Origin of the sequence: Ornithinibacillus sp. 4-3 (assembly GCF_040958695.1) — a bacterium.
Classification (GTDB): Bacteria; Bacillota; Bacilli; order Bacillales; family Amphibacillaceae; genus CALAMD01.
On record NZ_CP162599.1, the window covers coordinates 594586 to 613739 of the forward strand.

The 19154-nt window shown below is 40.1% G+C and carries 15 protein-coding genes, 10 tRNA genes and 3 rRNA genes; all 28 read left to right on the forward strand.

Annotated features, from left to right (window positions below):
* The first annotated feature begins 7 nt into the window (after positions 1-7).
* The 28 genes from AB4Y30_RS02960 (at position 8) to AB4Y30_RS03095 (ending at position 19152) form a co-directional block, all read left to right on the forward strand.
* Positions 8-364 (forward strand): STAS domain-containing protein, encoded by a 357-nt coding sequence (locus tag AB4Y30_RS02960; protein WP_368654027.1) that lies wholly within the window; start codon positions 8-10, stop codon positions 362-364.
* 2 nt (positions 365-366) lie between these two features.
* Positions 367-765, forward strand: a complete 399-nt coding sequence (locus tag AB4Y30_RS02965) for an anti-sigma regulatory factor (RefSeq protein ID WP_368654028.1) — start codon at positions 367-369, stop codon at positions 763-765.
* A gap of 275 nt (positions 766-1040) precedes the next feature.
* Positions 1041-2114, forward strand: a complete 1074-nt coding sequence (locus AB4Y30_RS02970; RefSeq protein ID WP_368654029.1) for a PP2C family protein-serine/threonine phosphatase — start codon at positions 1041-1043, stop codon at positions 2112-2114.
* Between the two features lie 91 nt (positions 2115-2205).
* Positions 2206-2532, forward strand: coding sequence for an STAS domain-containing protein (locus AB4Y30_RS02975; RefSeq protein ID WP_368654030.1), 327 nt, complete (start codon positions 2206-2208; stop codon positions 2530-2532).
* A gap of 1 nt (position 2533) precedes the next feature.
* On the forward strand, positions 2534-2998 hold the full coding sequence (gene rsbW / locus AB4Y30_RS02980; protein WP_368654031.1) for an anti-sigma B factor RsbW: 465 nt from the start codon (positions 2534-2536) through the stop codon (positions 2996-2998).
* Positions 2973-3770, forward strand: coding sequence for an RNA polymerase sigma factor SigB (gene sigB, locus AB4Y30_RS02985; protein WP_368654032.1), 798 nt, complete (start codon positions 2973-2975; stop codon positions 3768-3770). The genes rsbW and sigB overlap by 26 nt, the downstream gene beginning before the upstream one ends.
* Positions 3767-4351: a SpoIIE family protein phosphatase gene (locus AB4Y30_RS02990; RefSeq protein WP_368654033.1), complete on the forward strand. Its 585-nt coding sequence runs from the start codon at positions 3767-3769 to the stop codon at positions 4349-4351. Before sigB ends, AB4Y30_RS02990 begins: the two co-directional genes overlap by 4 nt.
* 212 nt (positions 4352-4563) lie before the next feature.
* A complete protein-coding gene (locus tag AB4Y30_RS02995; RefSeq protein WP_368654034.1) occupies positions 4564-6732 on the forward strand; it encodes a Tex family protein in 2169 nt (722 codons plus the stop codon).
* Between the two features lie 81 nt (positions 6733-6813).
* On the forward strand, positions 6814-7272 hold the full coding sequence (locus tag AB4Y30_RS03000) for a SprT family protein (RefSeq protein ID WP_368654035.1): 459 nt from the start codon (positions 6814-6816) through the stop codon (positions 7270-7272).
* Positions 7273-7467: 195 nt separating this feature from the next.
* Positions 7468-7542: transfer RNA gene (locus tag AB4Y30_RS03005), tRNA-Asn, on the forward strand.
* 5 nt (positions 7543-7547) lie between these two features.
* Positions 7548-7638: transfer RNA gene (locus AB4Y30_RS03010), tRNA-Ser, on the forward strand.
* A 9-nt stretch (positions 7639-7647) separates the two neighbouring features.
* Positions 7648-7719: transfer RNA gene (locus AB4Y30_RS03015), tRNA-Glu, on the forward strand.
* A gap of 32 nt (positions 7720-7751) precedes the next feature.
* A tRNA-Gln gene (locus tag AB4Y30_RS03020) sits at positions 7752-7826 on the forward strand.
* Positions 7827-7851: 25 nt separating this feature from the next.
* Positions 7852-7924 (forward strand) — tRNA-Lys (locus AB4Y30_RS03025).
* 63 nt (positions 7925-7987) lie between these two features.
* Positions 7988-8070, forward strand: a tRNA-Leu gene (locus AB4Y30_RS03030).
* An 82-nt stretch (positions 8071-8152) separates the two neighbouring features.
* Positions 8153-8226: transfer RNA gene (locus AB4Y30_RS03035), tRNA-Gly, on the forward strand.
* A gap of 18 nt (positions 8227-8244) precedes the next feature.
* Positions 8245-8319: transfer RNA gene (locus AB4Y30_RS03040), tRNA-Ile, on the forward strand.
* A 201-nt stretch (positions 8320-8520) separates the two neighbouring features.
* Positions 8521-10085: ribosomal RNA gene (locus AB4Y30_RS03045) — 16S ribosomal RNA — on the forward strand.
* 409 nt (positions 10086-10494) lie between these two features.
* Positions 10495-13417: ribosomal RNA gene (locus AB4Y30_RS03050) — 23S ribosomal RNA — on the forward strand.
* A gap of 186 nt (positions 13418-13603) precedes the next feature.
* Positions 13604-13720 (forward strand): 5S ribosomal RNA (rrf, locus tag AB4Y30_RS03055).
* The 16S, 23S and 5S rRNA genes sit together here with 10 tRNA genes alongside, the layout of an rRNA operon.
* 18 nt (positions 13721-13738) lie before the next feature.
* A tRNA-Met gene (locus tag AB4Y30_RS03060) sits at positions 13739-13815 on the forward strand.
* Positions 13816-13835: 20 nt separating this feature from the next.
* A tRNA-Asp gene (locus AB4Y30_RS03065) sits at positions 13836-13912 on the forward strand.
* Between the two features lie 376 nt (positions 13913-14288).
* The gene (gene thiL, locus AB4Y30_RS03070; protein WP_368654036.1) at positions 14289-15272 is read left to right on the forward strand and encodes a thiamine-phosphate kinase; all 984 of its coding nucleotides are present in this window, start codon (positions 14289-14291) and stop codon (positions 15270-15272) included.
* Between the two features lie 13 nt (positions 15273-15285).
* The gene (gene tsaE, locus AB4Y30_RS03075; protein ID WP_368654037.1) at positions 15286-15741 is read left to right on the forward strand and encodes a tRNA (adenosine(37)-N6)-threonylcarbamoyltransferase complex ATPase subunit type 1 TsaE; all 456 of its coding nucleotides are present in this window, start codon (positions 15286-15288) and stop codon (positions 15739-15741) included.
* A 28-nt stretch (positions 15742-15769) separates the two neighbouring features.
* On the forward strand, positions 15770-16477 hold the full coding sequence (gene tsaB / locus AB4Y30_RS03080; protein WP_368654038.1) for a tRNA (adenosine(37)-N6)-threonylcarbamoyltransferase complex dimerization subunit type 1 TsaB: 708 nt from the start codon (positions 15770-15772) through the stop codon (positions 16475-16477).
* Between the two features lies 1 nt (position 16478).
* Positions 16479-16916 carry a ribosomal protein S18-alanine N-acetyltransferase gene (rimI, locus tag AB4Y30_RS03085; protein ID WP_368654039.1) on the forward strand — a complete coding sequence of 146 codons (438 nt, stop codon included), beginning with the start codon at positions 16479-16481 and terminating at the stop codon, positions 16914-16916.
* Positions 16913-17926: a tRNA (adenosine(37)-N6)-threonylcarbamoyltransferase complex transferase subunit TsaD gene (gene tsaD, locus AB4Y30_RS03090; RefSeq protein ID WP_368654040.1), complete on the forward strand. Its 1014-nt coding sequence runs from the start codon at positions 16913-16915 to the stop codon at positions 17924-17926. Before rimI ends, tsaD begins: the two co-directional genes overlap by 4 nt.
* Positions 17927-17979: 53 nt before the next feature.
* On the forward strand, positions 17980-19152 hold the full coding sequence (locus AB4Y30_RS03095) for an FtsW/RodA/SpoVE family cell cycle protein (RefSeq protein ID WP_368654041.1): 1173 nt from the start codon (positions 17980-17982) through the stop codon (positions 19150-19152).
* The last annotated feature ends 2 nt before the right edge of the window (positions 19153-19154 follow it).

Below are 19154 nucleotides of genomic sequence, written 5' to 3' on the forward strand. Positions count from 1 at the left end.
CCTTGTTTTGCGAATTCCTATACTAAAATTGCATAATTATCTCCTCGCTTCTATTCAAACAGAATTAGATGATAATACTGCAATTGATTTTCAAGAGGACTTACTAGATACGATTCATCGTACAGGTGCTACAGGTGTGGTCATTGATTTAACATCTGTGGAAATGATTGATTCGTTTATTGCCAAAGTATTGGGTGACGTTGTCAGCATGTCAGATTTAATGGGGGCGAAAGTGGTTTTAACTGGAATTAAGCCTGCAGTTGCAATGATTTTAATTGATTTAGGAATCGATTTAAAAAATGTGCCTACAGCCTTGAATCTAGAACAAGGCCTAATAAAACTTCATCGTGAGTTGGAGGAATAAAAATGAAATCCCAAGCCTGTATAAATATTAATAAAGAATGGGATATCGTTGGAGCCCGACAATATGGTCGAGATATTGCAAACAAGGTTGGGTTTGGGACTGTTGACCAAGCGAGAATTGCAACTGTAATATCGGAACTAGCCCGCAATATATATTTATATGCTTCCAAAGGAAAAATATGTGTTGAAGTGATTAAATTTGATAAAGAAGGTATTTGTATTATAGCAATTGATGAAGGGCCAGGTATTGATAATATAAGTGATGTTATGCAAGATGGTTACACTACTTCTGGCGGACTAGGTGCAGGGTTACCTGGAGCTAGACGTTTAATGGATGAATTTGAAATCCATTCGGAAGTAGGTAAAGGAACGAAAATAAAAACAATAAAATGGTTGCGATAATCCTTAATAGAGGATGTTCAAAAAGTCTAACAAAAATGACTTCGCCTTGAACTTTCGGCGCACACGATTGTGCTACGACGTATAGGATGTACTAGTGCGGATATTGCCCTTGTAAAGTGGCTTACTTAATCCGTATTTCCCTAGTGTCTGAGCTCGTAACGTTGCGAACTTAATCGACGATGGTCCTTTTTATCGCCCTTTTTGAACACGCACTTACAACTAACTTACATTAGACAAGTTCAACATGAACTTGTCTAAATATAGTTAAGGAGAAAATGATTCATGGATATAGAATCGTTTTCTCAAAAAAATTGAAGTTTTTACTTTTTGCTAGGGAGGGAACATTCATCGAAAAGCACACAGAAAACTATAAAAATCTATTGAAACAATACATTGAAACAGGAGATGAGGAAGCTCTCTATCAAGCTGATAAAATTAGTAAAACCTTTTTGCGAGCACACATACTTCCAGATGAAATTGTTCATCTTCATCGCAATGCAATGTTAGAATTATATCCCGAAGCTCAAAATGATTTCCAACGCTCACTCTTCTTTCTTTTAGAAGTGATGATATCATACGGAATTACGCACCAGGAGTTTCAAACATTGCGAGAAGAGCAATTGAAACTGAAATCTGAGATTCAAGTAGCAGCTAACATGCAACAAACGCTTTTGGCAACTAAGATTCCGGAAGTTAATGGGTTTGATATAGGTGTAATTAGTGTGCCTGCAGAACAACTTAATGGTGATTACTATAATTTTATCGAGGGAGAAGAAGGGGCGCTTGGAATCGCAATTGCCGATATTGTTGGAAAAGGTGTTCCAGCAGCATTGTCCATGTCCATGATTAAATATGCAATGGACAGTTTTCCAGATTCGTGGATGAGCCCAACGAAAACATTAACAAGCCTAAACCGAGTGGTAGAACGAAATGTTGAGTCGAACATGTTTGTGACAATGTTTTATGCCCAATATTTACCAAAGACCAGCAAGCTATATTATGCTTCGGCAGGACATGAACCAGGTTATTATTATGATGCAAAGAAAAATACCTTTGAAGAAATAAAGGTAGAAGGAATTGTTTTAGGAGTCTTACCAAATGTAGATTATAAACAATATGAAATGACTCTACAATTAGGTGACATGGTTATTTTATTAACAGATGGTGTCACAGAGTGTAAAAAAGATGGAGCCTTTATTGAAAAGGAAGAGGTGCTTCATGTCATTAAAAAATATATACATTTTCCTTGCCAGGAAATTGTAAACCAAGTTTATAAACATTTTGAAAGACTACAAGATTTTCAATTACGAGATGATTTTACACTAATTATCTTGCGTAAGGAAGTTTAACATCATCAGAGATTGGGAATGAAATACTACAATATTCTTTATGCGATAGCATATGTTGAAGAAGACCATGGGAGATTAGGAGTTGAACAATATGGATCTAAAGGTAGACATCGAAAAACAAGATAAAAAATCAACCGTAACATTGAACGGAGAAATTGATATCTATACAGCACCAGACTTAAAAGAACAGCTGTTACCATTAACAAAAGATAAATCAACTCTTGAGGTTGACTTATCAGAAGTTTCCTATATGGATAGTACAGGGTTAGGTGTTTTTATTAGTTTGCTTAAATCGGCGAAGGAACATGAAGGTGAATTATATTTATTAAATCCACAGAGTAAAGTGTTACGTCTATTTACTATTACAGGATTAGATCAAATTTTAAATATAGAGGCACCACATAGGGGTGAAGGATAAGATGGAAAGATTTGACTTTATTGAAATGAAGTTCCCAGCAAAAGCAGATTATGTTGGTGTTGTAAGGCTAACGTTATCGGGGGTTGCTAATAGAATGGGATTTTCATATGAAGATATTGAAGATATGAAAATTTCTATTTCTGAAGCAATTACGAATGCAGTCTCGCATGCATATGATGATGAAGGTGAAGTAACCATTTGTTTTGGTGTTTATGAAGACCGTTTAGAAATGATGGTTGCAGATCATGGCGGAAGCTTTAATTTAAACGAGATAAAGGGTCGGATTGGACCTTATGAGGCGAATGAACCTGTTACAAAATTGCGTGAAGGTGGATTTGGGTTATTTTTAATTCAAACATTGATGGATAAGGTAGAAATTAATAATGATTACGGGGTAATTGTCTTGATGACAAAGTACCTTATAGAAACTGGAGTGGGTCTTGATGGCCAAGTCTCGAGCACATAATCAAACAGATGCGGTTCTTGAATGGATTCATCATTTGCAGAAAGAGCCAAATGATGAAGCTATTCAAGAGAAAATCGTACTTACATATAAAAAATTAGTTGAGTCACTTGCGAGAAAATATTCCCAAAATAGTATGATTCATGAGGACTTAGTGCAAGTAGGGATGATAGGTTTGTTAGGTGCTGTTAGACGTTTTGATTCTTCTGTGGGGAAATCTTTTGAATCCTTTGCAATCCCTACAATACTTGGTGAGATTAAGAGATATATTCGTGACCAAACGTGGAGTGTACATGTTCCAAGAAGAATAAAAGAATTAGGGCCAAGAATTAAGCGAGCCATTGATGAATTGACACGCGAAAAACAAAAAGAAGTAACGGTGAAAGAAATTGCTGATTATCTAGAAGTTTCTGAAGAAGATGTGCTGGAAACAATGGAGATGGGTCGTAGTTATCGTGCACTATCTGTTGACTTAAAAATGGAAGCGGATAGCGATGGTAGTTCCATGGCCATTTTAGATATTGTTGGAGAAGAAGATAGTGAGTTTGAATCTGTAGACCAAAAAATTCTATTTGAAAAGATCTTCCCACTTCTGACAGAGAGAGAACAACAGGTCATTAAATGTGTCTTTTTCGAAAATATGAGCCAAAAAGAGACAGGCGAATTACTAGGAATTTCTCAAATGCATGTTTCAAGAATTCAGAGACGCTCTTTAAGAAAATTACGAGAATCAACACCCTTTAAAAGCTCCGAAGTAGAGGATTGGATTGGATGAGCAAGGTACAAATTTCTGTTTACCAGAAGGAAAAACCAGGTTCACCTTTTTGCGGTGATCGATATTTTTATGAAGAGACAGAGAGTGGCTTTATTTGTGCACTAGCAGATGGTTTAGGAACTGGGGAGTTTGCAGAAGAATCAGCGGAAATAGTTATTGACATTATTAAAAAAAATCCAGACGCAACACCTAATGAAATTATGATTACATGCAACAAGCAATTGCATGGGAAACGTGGGGTTGTCTTAGGGATTTTAAAATTAGACTTTATCACAAATATATATACTGTATCGACCATTGGTAATATAGGAATCGTTTTTATCCATAACAAAAAAAAGCAACATCATATTCCAACAGGTGGCTATTTGGCTGGGACTAAGAAGAAATTTAAAGTCGAGCATGGTCAGCTTAAGGATGATATGCATTTCATTATGTATTCAGATGGTGTGAGTGATGCAGATTTAAATCCGTGTATAATGCATGAAGATGTACGTGAAATTATTTCGGCATATGATGAAGCAACGAAGCTACGTGAAAGAAGAGACGATACCACTCTTTTAGCTATACGCTATAAAAAGTAGTCCTATGATGTGGAGGGAATTGTACCGCGCCACAAATTAGGACTATTTTTTTATGTTAAAAGTTTCCAGATAAAGGGGATTGGCATTTGTATCTTGTATTAGTTATAGTAGGCAGGTCATTTATTCTTTGTTAAAATATTTTTAAGCCAAGCAAATGATAGATGGATTAATATGTTTTGCTTATGGCTCTGGAATGAGAAGGAGGACTAACTTTGTCAAAGACATTAAATCAAGAACTTACTACCTGGGTGGCAAACGAAACGAAAATAAATAATAAAACAATAAACAAAGTGATTGAATTACTTAATGAAGGAAATACAGTTCCATTTATTGCACGCTACCGTAAAGAAATGACAGGTGGATTAGATGAAATCCAAATAAAAACAATCCAAGATAAATGGACATATATCGTTAATTTATCAGAGAGAAAAGCCGAGGTCATTCGTTTAATAGAAGAACAAGGTAAATTAACAGATGAATTAAGACAAGAGATCCAAGAAGCGGAACAACTACAGCGTATTGAGGATTTATACCGTCCATATCGCCAAAAACGTAGAACTCGTGCTACTATCGCTAAAGAAAAAGGGTTAGAGCCTCTCGCAGAAATGATTTGGAAGCAAGAAGAAATAGATATCCTTCAAGAAGTAGAGAAATATTTCTCAGAAGAGCATGAATTATTAACATCAGAGGATGTTCTTACTGGAGTGAATGATATTATTGCTGAATGGATTTCTGATGAACCAGCATATCGAGAGTATATTCGAGAAGAAACATTTAAACGTGGGACAATTCGTTCAGAGGTGAAGAACGAAAGCAATGATGAAAAAGATGTTTATAAAATGTACTATGAATACAATGAAGCGGTTCGCTCGATTGTAGCACATCGTATTTTAGCTTTGAATCGTGGGGAGAAAGAAGACATACTACGTGTGTTAATTGAGCCTCCAGTAGAACGAATTGAAGAATATTTAAAACGTCAAATCATTCAAAAAAATATATCTTCAGTCAATAAAGAAATTTTAGAAGAAGCAATTACAGATAGCTATAAACGTTTGATACAGCCTTCTATTGAAAGAGAAATTAGAAATAGTTTAACGGAGAAAGCAGAAGAACAAGCGATAGAAGTTTTTTCTGAGAATCTGAAAAACTTATTATTACAACCACCTTTAAAAGGAAGAACTGTATTAGGAGTAGACCCAGCTTTCCGTACAGGGTGTAAGCTTGCTGTAGTAGATGAAACAGGAAAAGTATTAGCAGTGAGTGTAATGTATCCAACTGCACCTAAAAATGATGTAGCTGGTGCAGAGAAAATAATGATGCGATTCATTAAAGAACATCATGTTCAGTTAATCGCGATTGGAAATGGTACAGCCTCACGCGAAACAGAACAATTCGTTGCTTCCGTGATTCAAAAGCAAGGCTTAGATATACCTTATATTATTGTGAATGAAGCTGGAGCAAGTGTATATTCTGCTTCACCATTAGCTAGGGAAGAATTTCCAGATTTAGAGGTAGAAGAGCGAAGTGCTGCATCGATTGCACGAAGAGTTCAAGATCCTCTTGCGGAGCTTGTGAAAATAGATCCACGCTCAATAGGTGTTGGACAATATCAACATGATGTAAGCCAAAAATCTTTAACAGAGCAATTAGGGTTTGTTGTAGAAACAACGGTTAACCAAGTAGGTGTTAATGTAAATACTGCATCTGCACCTTTATTACAATATGTTGCTGGACTAAGTAAAACTGTTGCAGCAAATGTTGTTCAACAGCGGAACGAGCTAGGGAAATTTGTAAATAGAAATCAATTGAAGAAGATTCCTCGTCTTGGGCCAAAAACATATGAGCAAGGAATTGGTTTCCTACGTATTTTAGATGGAGAAAATCCATTAGATCGCACACCAATCCATCCAGAAAGCTATGGACATACGAAAAAACTTTTAACCTTACTAGATTGTAAATTAGAAGATATCGGCTCAGAGGGATTACGTGCGAAACTACAAACGGTTAATCCTGTAGAAATGGCTGAACAATTGGAGATTGGTATACCAACATTAAAAGATATTATGGATGCACTAAGCAAGCCAGAGCGAGATCCTCGTGATGATTTTCCGCAACCATTATTAAAACAAAATATTTTATCTTTAGAAGATTTACAAACAGGAATGGAAATGCAAGGTACTGTTCGTAATGTGGTTGATTTTGGAGTATTTATAGATATTGGTGTAAAGCAAGACGGTCTTGTCCATATCTCTAAATTATCGCAAAGCTTTGTAAAACATCCAATGGACGTTGTATCTGTGGGAGATGTTGTTACTGTTTGGGTAGAAGATGTTGATGTGAAACGAGGCAGAGTTGCTTTATCGATGATTAAAGGGAAATAATAAGTTAAAATAAGGAACAGCTCAAAATTTAGATGAGCTGTTCCCTTTCTGTTTTAAGATAAATGAATGAGGATGGTATATATGTGTTTGTTAAATGAAGAAGAGCTATTTCAATTAGTAGATAGGGTATCGGTACAATTTTTTCAAAAACCATTTAAACATAAAGTATGTTATAACCACCGGCTAAGGACAACAGGTGGAAGATATCTACCTGCGAGTAAATGCATTGAGTTAAATCCAAAATACGCAATAGAAACCAATGAATCAGAATTCATTGGGATAATTAAACATGAGTTATGTCATTATCATTTACATATTGAAAACAAAGGATATGGACATAGAGATCCAGAATTTAAGGCTCTGCTTAAAAAAACAGAATCTCCAAGATATTGTAAGCCATTACCATCAAATGCTCAGCGCAGGAAACACGTTTATGAATGTGTGAAATGCGGTTTTATATATAAAAGAGTTCGTAAAGTTAATACTAGGAAATATCGCTGTGGAAAATGTGGAGGGGAAATTTATTTAAAGGGCTTATAAAATGACATAATATAGAAGAGATTATTTTCTGGAATTATTTTTCAGATATGCTATTGACGAATAGTGTCTTACATGATAAATTAAATAAGCAGTACGGATGAGAGAGCTTTATGAAAAATACATAAGAAAATGTTTGACATTTTTTTTGTTTTATTATAAGATGTTTTTTGTCGCATTAATCATCACTAATATTATTCCACAGTAGCTCAGTGGTAGAGCTATCGGCTGTTAACCGATCGGTCGTAGGTTCGAATCCTACCTGTGGAGCCATTCTTGGAGAAGTACTCAAGTGGCTGAAGAGGCGCCCCTGCTAAGGGTGTAGGTCGCGCGAGCGGCGCGAGGGTTCAAATCCCTCCTTCTCCGCCATCGGAAAATGGCCCGTTGGTCAAGCGGTTAAGACACCGCCCTTTCACGGCGGTAACACGGGTTCGAATCCCGTACGGGTCATCGTTTTTTCAAAACGAAGTGAATATGATGATTGGGCTATAGCCAAGCGGTAAGGCAACGGGTTTTGGTCCCGTCATTCCTAGGTTCGAATCCTAGTAGCCCAGCCATTTTATTTCGTCGATTTTTTATGACGAGCCATTAGCTCAGTTGGTAGAGCATCTGGCTTTTAACCAGAGAGTCGAAGGTTCGAGTCCTTCATGGCTCATTCTCGATTAAACATATTAAATGAATAATAAAGGTTTTCTTGCTTCTAGCGTGTTTACAACATGCGGTCGTGGCGGAATGGCAGACGCGCTAGGTTGAGGGCCTAGTCGGGGCAACTCGGTGGAGGTTCAAGTCCTCTCGGCCGCACTTGATTTTAATTTTCAAATATATCAATGTGGCAAACCTTTTCTTCAATTAATTAAATACAATCGAAATTATTATCTACTATGCGGGTGTAGTTTAGTGGTAAAACTACAGCCTTCCAAGCTGTTGTCGTGGGTTCGATTCCCATCACCCGCTCCAATTTAATTTTATTATGATGGGCCTGTAGCTCAGCCCGGTTAGAGCGCACGCCTGATAAGCGTGAGGTCGATGGTTCGAGTCCATCCAGGCCCATTTTCGTCTAATCATTTAGGCGAAAATATTTTTTTTATTTTAAATGTTGACATCATGTTTTCTATATGTTACATTTAGGAAGTCGCTAAAAACGAAGGCGACAAAACATTTGCTCTTTGAAAACTGAACAGAACAACCAGTAATGTCAAGAAAAGCGTAAGTTTTTCTTTTACAACGTAACAAAGCTAAGAAACACAAACTTTTTTGGAGAGTTTGATCTTGGCTCAGGACGAACGCTGGCGGCGTGCCTAATACATGCAAGTCGAGCGCAGGAAGCAGACTGACCCCTTCGGGGTGACGTTTGTGGAATGAGCGGCGGACGGGTGAGTAACACGTGGGCAACCTACCTGTAAGATTGGGATAACTCCGGGAAACCGGTGCTAATACCGAATAATCTTTTCCATCGCATGAAGGGAAAGTGAAAGATGGTTTCGGCTATCACTTACAGATGGGCCCGCGGCGCATTAGCTAGTTGGTGGGGTAAAGGCCTACCAAGGCAACGATGCGTAGCCGACCTGAGAGGGTGATCGGCCACACTGGGACTGAGACACGGCCCAGACTCCTACGGGAGGCAGCAGTAGGGAATCTTCCGCAATGGACGAAAGTCTGACGGAGCAACGCCGCGTGAGTGATGAAGGTTTTCGGATCGTAAAACTCTGTTGTTAGGGAAGAACAAGTACGAGAGTAACTGCTCGTACCTTGACGGTACCTAACCAGAAAGCCCCGGCTAACTACGTGCCAGCAGCCGCGGTAATACGTAGGGGGCGAGCGTTGTCCGGAATTATTGGGCGTAAAGCGCGCGCAGGCGGTCCTTTAAGTCTGATGTGAAAGCCCACGGCTTAACCGTGGAGGGTCATTGGAAACTGGAGGACTTGAGTGCAGAAGAGGAGAGTGGAATTCCATGTGGAGCGGTGAAATGCGTAGAGATATGGAGGAACACCAGTGGCGAAGGCGACTCTCTGGTCTGTAACTGACGCTGAGGCGCGAAAGCGTGGGGAGCGAACAGGATTAGATACCCTGGTAGTCCACGCCGTAAACGATGAGTGCTAGGTGTCAGGGGGTTTCCGCCCCTTGGTGCTGCAGTTAACGCATTAAGCACTCCGCCTGGGGAGTACGGCCGCAAGGCTGAAACTCAAAAGAATTGACGGGGACCCGCACAAGCGGTGGAGCATGTGGTTTAATTCGAAGCAACGCGAAGAACCTTACCAGGTCTTGACATCCCGCTGACCGTTATGGAGACATAGCTTTCCCTTCGGGGACAGCGGTGACAGGTGGTGCATGGTTGTCGTCAGCTCGTGTCGTGAGATGTTGGGTTAAGTCCCGCAACGAGCGGAACCCCTAACCTTAGTTGCCAGCATTAAGTTGGGCACTCTAAGGTGACTGCCGGTGACAAACCGGAGGAAGGTGGGGACGACGTCAAATCATCATGCCCCTTATGACCTGGGCTACACACGTGCTACAATGGATGGAACAGAGGGCAGCGAAGCCGCGAGGTGAAGCAAATCCCATAAAACCATTCTCAGTTCGGATTGTAGGCTGCAACTCGCCTACATGAAGCCGGAATCGCTAGTAATCGCGGATCAGCATGCCGCGGTGAATACGTTCCCGGGTCTTGTACACACCGCCCGTCACACCACGAGAGTTGACAACACCCGAAGTCGGTGAGGTAACCTTTTAGGAGCCAGCCGCCGAAGGTGGGGCCAATGATTGGGGTGAAGTCGTAACAAGGTAGCCGTATCGGAAGGTGCGGCTGGATCACCTCCTTTCTAAGGATAATAAGAAAGCGTAGGCGACCGTTTAGAAACGTACAAACTGGAGCCCTTTGCAAAGAGATAAAGGAAACACAGTGACTGTAAGGAACTGATGTTGACTTATCGATTGGAAAAGGGTGAAGTTTGAAAGTTTTTGGTCGCCGGAGCTAGACTATAACGGAACATCTAACAAGGTTTAGATGAAAACATTACTGAGTTGTTCGGTTCAGTTTTGAGGGAGCAAATCTCTCAAAACCGATAAAATTTCTGCTTCAGCGTGTTATGATAGCTGACAGGGCAGAATTTTTACATTTGTACCTTGAAAACTAAATAAGAGTAAAGTAACAACGACATCAAACCGAAAAAGTCATGTACGTTCGTACATGCAGATGAAAAAGAAACAAAGCTTATTCATTAAGTAGCTAGTTAAGTGAACAAGAGCGCACGGTGGATGCCTTGGTACTAGGAGCCGAAGAAGGACGGGACTAACACCGATATGCCTCGGGGAGTTGTAAGTAAACATTGATCCGGGGATTTCCGAATGGGGAAACCCACTACTCGTAATGGAGTAGTACATCTAACTGAATAGATAGGTTAGATGAGGCAGACCTGGGGAACTGAAACATCTAAGTACCCAGAGGAAGAGAAAGCAAAAGCGATTTCCCAAGTAGCGGCGAGCGAAACGGAAACAGCCCAAACCAGAAAGCTTGCTTTCTGGGGTTGTAGGACATTCCAATAGGAGTTATCAAGAAGTGTTTTAAACGAATCGATCTGGAAAGATCAGCCAAAGAAGGTAACAGCCCTGTAGTTGAAAAGACATTTCCTCCGGAATGTATCCTGAGTACGGCGGAACACGTGAAATTCCGTCGGAATCCGGGAGGACCATCTCCCAAGGCTAAATACTCCCTAGTGACCGATAGTGAACCAGTACCGTGAGGGAAAGGTGAAAAGCACCCCGGAAGGGGAGTGAAATAGAACCTGAAACCGTGTGCTTACAAGTAGTCGGAGCACGTTATTGTGTGACGGCGTACCTTTTGTAGAATGGACCGGCGAGTTACGATTGTATGCAAGGTTAAGTGGAAGACACGGAGCCGTAGCGAAAGCGAGTCTTAATAGGGCGAATGAGTATGCGGTCGTAGACCCGAAACCGTGTGATCTACCCATGTCCAGGGTGAAGGTCAGGTAACACTGACTGGAGGCCCGAACCCACGTACGTTGAAAAGTGCGGGGATGAGGTGTGGGTAGGGGTGAAAAGCCAATCGAACACGGAGATAGCTGGTTCTCTCCGAAATAGCTTTAGGGCTAGCCTCAAAGGAAGAGTACTGGAGGTAGAGCACTAATTGGGCTAGGGGCCCCCACCGGGTTACCAAACCTAGTTAAACTCCGAATGTCAGATACTTATCTTTGGGAGTCAGACGATGGGTAATAAGTCCATTGTCGAGAGGGAAACAACCCAGACCACCAGCTAAGGTCCCCAAGTATACGTTAAGTGGAAAAGGATGTGGAGTTGCACAGACAACCAGGATGTTGGCTTAGAAGCAGCCACCATTTAAAGAGTGCGTAATAGCTCACTGGTCGAGTGACTCTGCGCCGAAAATGTACCGGGGCTAAACGTATCACCGAAGCTGTGGATTGTTCCGTAGGAACAATGGTAGGAGAGCGTTCTAAGGGCAGAGAAGGTTGACCGAGAGGACAGCTGGAGCGCTTAGAAGTGAGAATGCCGGTATGAGTAGCGAAAAAAGAGTGAGAATCTCTTTCACCGAAAGCCTAAGGTTTCCTGAGGAAGGCTCGTCCACTCAGGGTTAGTCGGGACCTAAGCCGAGGCCGAAAGGCGTAGGCGATGGCCAACAGGTTGATATTCCTGTACCACCTCATATCCGTTATGAGCAAAGGGGGGACGCAGGAGGATAAAGAATCGCACGGATGGAAGAGTGCGTCCAAGCAGTAAGAGAGTCAGATAGGCAAATCCGTCTGACAAGTATCTTGAGCTGTGATGGGGAGGGAAATATAAGTACCGAAGTTCTTGATTCCACACTGCCAAGAAAAGCCTCTAGCCAGGATATAGGTGCCCGTACCCTAAACCGACACAGGTAGGCAAGAAGAGTATTCTAAGGTGAGCGGGAGAACTCTCGTTAAGGAACTCGGCAAAATGACCCCGTAACTTCGGGAGAAGGGGTGCTTCTTGCATGAGAAGCCGCAGTGAATAGGCCCAAGCGACTGTTTATCAAAAACACAGGTCTCTGCGAAGCCGTAAGGCGAAGTATAGGGGCTGACACCTGCCCGGTGCTGGAAGGTTAAGGGGAAACGTTAGTACTTCGTACGAAGCGTAGAACTGAAGCCCCAGTAAACGGCGGCCGTAACTATAACGGTCCTAAGGTAGCGAAATTCCTTGTCGGGTAAGTTCCGACCCGCACGAATGGTGCAACGACTTGGGCACTGTCTCAACGAGAGACCCGGTGAAATTATACTATGCGTGAAGATGCGCATTACCCGCGACAGGACGGAAAGACCCCGTGGAGCTTTACTGCAACTTGATATTGAATGTTTGTGCAGCTTGTACAGGATAGGTGGGAGCCATTGAAACCGGAGCGCTAGCTTCGGTGGAGGCAACCGTGGGATACCACCCTGGCTGCACACACCTTCTAACCCAGGACCGTGATCCGGTTCGGAGACAGTGTCAGGTGGGCAGTTTGACTGGGGCGGTCGCCTCCTAAAGAGTAACGGAGGCGCCCAAAGGTTCCCTCAGAATGGTTGGAAATCATTCGAAGAGTGTAAAGGCAGAAGGGAGCTTGACTGCGAGACCTACAAGTCGAGCAGGGACGAAAGTCGGGCTTAGTGATCCGGTGGTTCCGCATGGAAGGGCCATCGCTCAACGGATAAAAGCTACCCCGGGGATAACAGGCTTATCTCCCCCAAGAGTTCACATCGACGGGGAGGTTTGGCACCTCGATGTCGGCTCATCGCATCCTGGGGCTGTAGTCGGTCCCAAGGGTTGGGCTGTTCGCCCATTAAAGCGGTACGCGAGCTGGGTTCAGAACGTCGTGAGACAGTTCGGTCCCTATCCGTCGTGGGCGCAGGAAGTTTGAGAGGAGCTGTCCTTAGTACGAGAGGACCGGGATGGACACACCTCTGGTGTACCAGTTGTTCCGCCAGGAGCATAGCTGGGTAGCTACGTGTGGCAAGGATAAGTGCTGAAAGCATCTAAGCATGAAGCCTCCCTCAAGATGAGACTTCCCATCATTTTAAATGAGTAAGATCCCTTAGAGACGATAAGGTTGATAGGTCCGAGGTGGAAGTGTGGTGACACATGGAGCTGACGGATACTAATAGATCGAGGACTTAACTAACACATTTCGGTTGTCATACGTTACGATGCACTCTTATTTAGTTTTTAGGGTATAAATTAGACACAACCAACGGTTGTAAAATAACCCTAAAAAGTTTTTAAAAAGTGCTTGCATTTTAAAATGAATAAGCATATAATAAAACTTGTCCTTCAAAAACGGAGGAGCTATTTTTTAGCAAAATATTGGTCTGGTAGTAATAGCAGAGAGGTCACACCTGTTCCCATGCCGAACACAGTAGTTAAGCTCTCTAGCGCCGATGGTAGTTAGGGGTTACCCCCTTGTGAGAGTAGGACGCTGCCAGGCTAGTAATTTTTTTCATACCGCGGGGTGGAGCAGTCCGGCAGCTCGTTGGGCTCATAACCCAAAGGTCGCAGGTTCAAATCCTGCCCCCGCAACCAATAATTTTTTTATATAGAATGGTCTGGTAGTTCAGTTGGTTAGAATGCCTGCCTGTCACGCAGGAGGTCGCGGGTTCGAGTCCCGTCCAGACCGCCATTCTTTTAAAAGAATAAATATAAGAAACCCACATGATTCCAAAACGGAAATCATGTTTTTTTTATGTATATAAAAAACGATAAATCGAGACAAAAATTTTTGAGTTTAAAGAACTGAATAAGGTATAAAAAGTGAAGAGTATAGGAAGTTCAGTTGAGCTTATGATATTACTAGCTCGAGCACTGAACTAACATATAATCCTGCATCCCTTGAAGAAGGTATTTTAAGTATCTATATTAGAGAATAATTAACCTAAAATACTTTTATCCCACCCTTCTAACATAAATGTGAAAGAATTAAAGATTAACTATATAAACATTAAGATTATCTTTTTCTTTTCTTGAACGTTTTGTTATCATTAGTAGAAGGATTAGAAATGGTGATACAAATGAATGAATTTCAGTTTATTGATGCGATAAAACCAAAAACATATAAACAACCAAGCTTGATTAAAGGAATTGGTGATGATGCAGCTGTTTTTCGGCAAACTTCACAAGACATTGTCACTGCAGTAGATACATTTGTGGAAGATATTCATTTTTCTACAAAGACAACAGAACCAGAGCATATAGGATATCGTGCATTAGCTGCTAATATTAGTGATTTAGCAGCAATGGGTGCGAAACCAGCTTTTTATCTTGTGTCGATTACCATTCCTAAAAGCTCTAATCTTTCAAGGCTACAAGCTATTTTTCAAGGAATGAATCAGTTAGCTGCTGAGTACCAAATGGATTTAATTGGTGGAGATACTGTTTCTGGAAGAGAGCTAACTATTTCTATAACCGTAATTGGCTTTGTAGATCATGAAAGGGTAAGGTATCGTCATCAGGCAGAACCTGGAGATAAGGTTTTTGTAACAGGAACATTAGGGGATTCACGTGCAGGTTTATATATACTACAAAATGACATAGAAGTAAAAAATAGAGAATATTTTATAAGGCGTCATCAAATGCCTACACCAAGAGTTGCTTTTGCTCAAGCTTTATCTTCACTAACTCGTGTTGCATTGAATGATATAAGTGATGGCATAGCAAACGAAGCATCAGAAATTGCAGAAGCTTCAAAACATCCTCTTTTTCTAGATGGGGATAAAATTCCTGTCTCCCAGCATTTTAATCAGTTTTCAGCTGAAAGGCAAAGGAACTGGAAGTTATTTGGTGGCGAGGATTTTGAATTGTTAGGTACAGTACCAGAAAAGGATTGGCCATTGGTGCAAAGCGCTGCTGAACAAACCAATGTTCAAGTAACTGAAATAGGGTATGTTGGCAATCCAAAAGAAGAAAATGATGAGTTAGTATACTTATATGAAAATGCCGAGCTAAGACCATTAATAAAGTTAGGCTATGATCATTTGAAATAGGTGAAGAGATAATATGACTACATTTACGATAGAGACTAGCTCAGAAATGCATACAATGGAGTTTGCAGCTAAGCTAGCGGCATTATTAGAGCCAGGGAATGTAATTACATTAGAAGGTGATTTAGGCGCAGGAAAGACCATTTTTACAAAGGGTTTGGCAAAGGGGCTTGGTGTGGAAAGAATGGTAACAAGTCCTACTTTTGTAATTATTAAAGAGTATGAAGGAATTATGCCTTTATATCATATGGATGTTTATCGTCTAGAGGATATGGATGAAGATATTGGGTTCAAAGAATATTTTAATGGTAAAGGAATTTCAGTTGTCGAGTGGGCACAATTTATCGAAATGTATTTACCAGATGAACGTTTGAATATAAATATTCGTTTTGTGGATGAAGAGAAAAGAGAGATTGAATTAACTGCTCAAGGTGAGCACTTTGAAAATGTTATAAAGCAGCTCACGGAGTGATATTATTTAGATAATAAGGGGTAATTAAATGAATGTCCTAGCAATTGATACATCAAATCATGTGTTAGGTGTATCTTTATTAAAAGATCAAAAAGTCATAGGTGAGACAGTGACAGATGTACCAGTTAATCATTCTGTTCGGCTAATGCCTGTCATCACACAATTTATGGAAGAAATTAATATAAAAGCAGAGGACTTAGATCTTATTGTTGTAGCAAAGGGACCAGGTTCATATACTGGGGTACGAGTAGGTATAACGACCGCGAAAACATTAGCTTGGGCCTTGCAAATTCCAATTGTAGCTGTTTCTAGCTTGGAGGCATTAGCATATGAAGGGCGCTTCTTTAATGGTATGATTTGTCCTTTCTATGATGCTAGACGACAAACAGTTTTTACAGGACTATACGAGTGGAATCAAAAAGGAATACAATTGATACAAGCAGATCAAAATGTGCATATGACAGAATGGTTAGCTTTATTAAAACAGCAAAATAAACAAGTGTTATTTCTTAGTTCAGATATTAAGTTATATGAGGATATGATTATGGAGTATCTAGGTGACTTAGCAATCATTCCAGAAATGCCTTATCATTTACCGAGAACATCTTTATTAGGATTAGCTGGATTAAATAAAGAGTCGGAAGAGCTACATACCCTAACGCCAAATTATTTGCGTTTAGCAGAAGCTGAGGCAAAATGGCTTCAAGCACAACAACAGAATCAGGATGATAAGTAAGATGATTATTCGAAAAATGCTTGAAACAGATTTAGAACAAGTGATGAATGTAGAGCAACATTCTTTTCCAACCCCATGGCCAGAGGAAATTTTTCGTCAAGAAATTACACAAAATCAGCATGCTCATTATTTTGTAGTGGAACTAAATGAGGAAATTATCGGTTATGCTGGAACATGGATTGTTGCTGATGATGCACAAATAACAAATATTGCTATTCTACCAACATTTCGAGGTAGGAAGGTAGGGCAGCAATTATTTGCTCATGTGCTGCAATATGCGATGCAAATGGGAGTGTCTCATTTATCTTTAGAGGTAAGAGTATCCAATGTTGTTGCTCAAAAAATGTACCGAAAATTTGGCCTTGTACCAGGAGGCATACGAAAAAATTATTATACAGATAATCTAGAGGATGCTCTTGTAATGTGGGTGAATTTATGAAAAATAAGGATATTTATATATTAGGAATTGAAACAAGTTGTGACGAAACAGCAGTCGCAATCGTCAAAAATGGTAGGGAGATTATTGCAAATGTTGTTTCCTCACAAATCGAAAGTCATAGTAGATTCGGTGGAGTAGTACCTGAAATTGCTTCAAGGCATCATGTTGAGCAAATTACGCTTGTTTTAGAAGAAGCTTTAGAACAAGGACAAATGATGTGGGATGATATTGATGCAATTGCTGTAACAGCGGGACCAGGTTTAGTTGGTGCACTGTTAATTGGGATTAGTGCGGCGAAAGCTCTTGCCTTTGCTAAAAACAAGCCTTTAATTGGTGTACATCATATAGCAGGTCATATTTATGCGAATCGTCTTGTTCAGGAATTTGAATTCCCTTTACTTGCATTGATTGTTTCTGGTGGGCATACCGAATTAGTTTTAATGAAAGAGCATGGAAATTACCAGGTGATTGGTGAAACGAGAGATGATGCTGCAGGTGAGGCCTTTGATAAAGTAGCGCGCATGCTGGAGTTACCATATCCAGGTGGCCCACATATTGATCGTTTAGCAGCAGAGGGAAAAGAGGAAATTCAATTTCCAAGAGCGTGGCTTGAGCAAGATAGTTATGATTTTAGCTTTAGTGGCCTAAAGTCTGCAGTTATTAATAAAATTCATAATTTGAAACAACGTGGCGAAGAAATTAATCAGGCGAATATTGCTACAAGCTTTCAAAATAGTGTTGTAGAAGTGTTAACAGAAAAAACATATCGAGCAGCATTAGAATATGGAGTAAAACAAGTGATTGTAGCAGGGGGAGTAGCTGCAAATAAAGGATTGCGCAGTTCTTTAGAAACAAAATTTGCAGAATCAGATATCCCATTACTTATTCCACCGTTTGCGTTGTGCACAGATAATGCAGCAATGATTGCAGCGGCAGGAACAATTTCATATCAACAAGAAAAATATTCATCTATGGATTTAAATGCGAATCCATCATTAATGTTAAAGTAATTTAAGTCTATATATTTACCATTATAGACCTAGTAGAAATTTGGTGAGTTTAAGTGACAAAAAGACAATCGCATTTTTTTCAAGGAGATTTAATCCTAATCTTGTTGCTGTTTATTACAGTGAGCTTATTTTCTATTTATAATGCACAGCAGATGGAACAATACGCAGATAATTTTGTAATGAAACAAATAGTGTTTTACGGAGCTAGTATCTTTGCATTAATTGTTATTCAGTTTTTTGATTTGGAACAATTATATAAGGCTAGTTTGTTTATATACGCTTTTGGGATACTCATTATTATTGCTTTATACCTTACTCCGGCAGGTGATTTTGCTCCTATAAGAAATGGTGCTAAAAGCTGGTTTGTCTTTGAGCAAATAGGACTCTCCTTACAGCCGTCAGAGTTTACGAAGATAGCCTTTATTGTCTATCTAGCTGCAGTTGTTAGTAAGCATAAGGATAAGTTTAAAGAAAGTACTATAAAAAGTGATTTATTTTTATTGCTTAAAATTGTAGTTGTAACAGGAATTCCGTTTGGTTTAATTTTTGTTCAACCAGATTTAGGTACTTCGTTAATCTTTGTTTTTATTGCAGTTGTAGTAGTGTTGTTATCAGGAATTGATTGGAAGATTATTGCTACCATTGTGACTGGGGTCTTATCTTTAGCAGCTGGAGCAGTGGCACTAATTCTTTATTTACCAGAATTAGCACAGGCCGTTGGTATAAAGGCATACCAGATGAACCGAGTATTAAGCTGGTTTGATCCTACCCATCAGAGTAATGATACCTTCCAAATTGATCGGTCGATGCAAGCAGTTGGTTCTGGCCAACTTACAGGAAAGGGAATAGGTAATTTACAGGTATACCTACCAGAGGCACATTCAGATATGATTTTCTCTGTCATTGGAGAAAGCTTTGGCTTTATTGGTAGTGCAGCAGTCGTATTTTTATATTTCTTTTTGTTTTATAAGCTAATTACATTAGGCTTACGAGTCCATAATTTCAGTGTGTTTGGATCATTTATTTGTTTTGGTTATTTTGCGTTATTACTGATTCATACATTTGAAAACATTGGTATGACAATTAATGTAATGCCAATCACAGGGATTCCATTACTCTTGATTAGTTATGGAGGAAGTGCTGTGCTAGCATCAGTAATTGGTTATGCCTTAATATATCGTGTGGCTGTCGAGAATTCGATACAAAATGATTATTTATTTAAGTAAAA

Bases quoted from the DNA above. Each gene is read 5' to 3' on its own strand.
- AB4Y30_RS02965 (WP_368654028.1), top strand. From the start codon at position 367: ATGAAATCCCAAGCCTGTATAAATATTAATAAAGAATGGGATATCGTT.
- AB4Y30_RS02970 (WP_368654029.1), top strand. From the start codon at position 1,041: ATGATTCATGGATATAGAATCGTTTTCTCAAAAAAATTGAAGTTTTTA.
- AB4Y30_RS02975 (WP_368654030.1), top strand. From the start codon at position 2,206: ATGGATCTAAAGGTAGACATCGAAAAACAAGATAAAAAATCAACCGTA.
- rsbW (WP_368654031.1), top strand. From the start codon at position 2,534: ATGGAAAGATTTGACTTTATTGAAATGAAGTTCCCAGCAAAAGCAGAT.
- AB4Y30_RS02990 (WP_368654033.1), top strand. From the start codon at position 3,767: ATGAGCAAGGTACAAATTTCTGTTTACCAGAAGGAAAAACCAGGTTCA.
- AB4Y30_RS03000 (WP_368654035.1), top strand. From the start codon at position 6,814: ATGTGTTTGTTAAATGAAGAAGAGCTATTTCAATTAGTAGATAGGGTA.
- thiL (WP_368654036.1), top strand. From the start codon at position 14,289: ATGGTGATACAAATGAATGAATTTCAGTTTATTGATGCGATAAAACCA.
- tsaE (WP_368654037.1), top strand. From the start codon at position 15,286: ATGACTACATTTACGATAGAGACTAGCTCAGAAATGCATACAATGGAG.
- tsaB (WP_368654038.1), top strand. From the start codon at position 15,770: ATGAATGTCCTAGCAATTGATACATCAAATCATGTGTTAGGTGTATCT.
- rimI (WP_368654039.1), top strand. From the start codon at position 16,479: ATGATTATTCGAAAAATGCTTGAAACAGATTTAGAACAAGTGATGAAT.
- tsaD (WP_368654040.1), top strand. From the start codon at position 16,913: ATGAAAAATAAGGATATTTATATATTAGGAATTGAAACAAGTTGTGAC.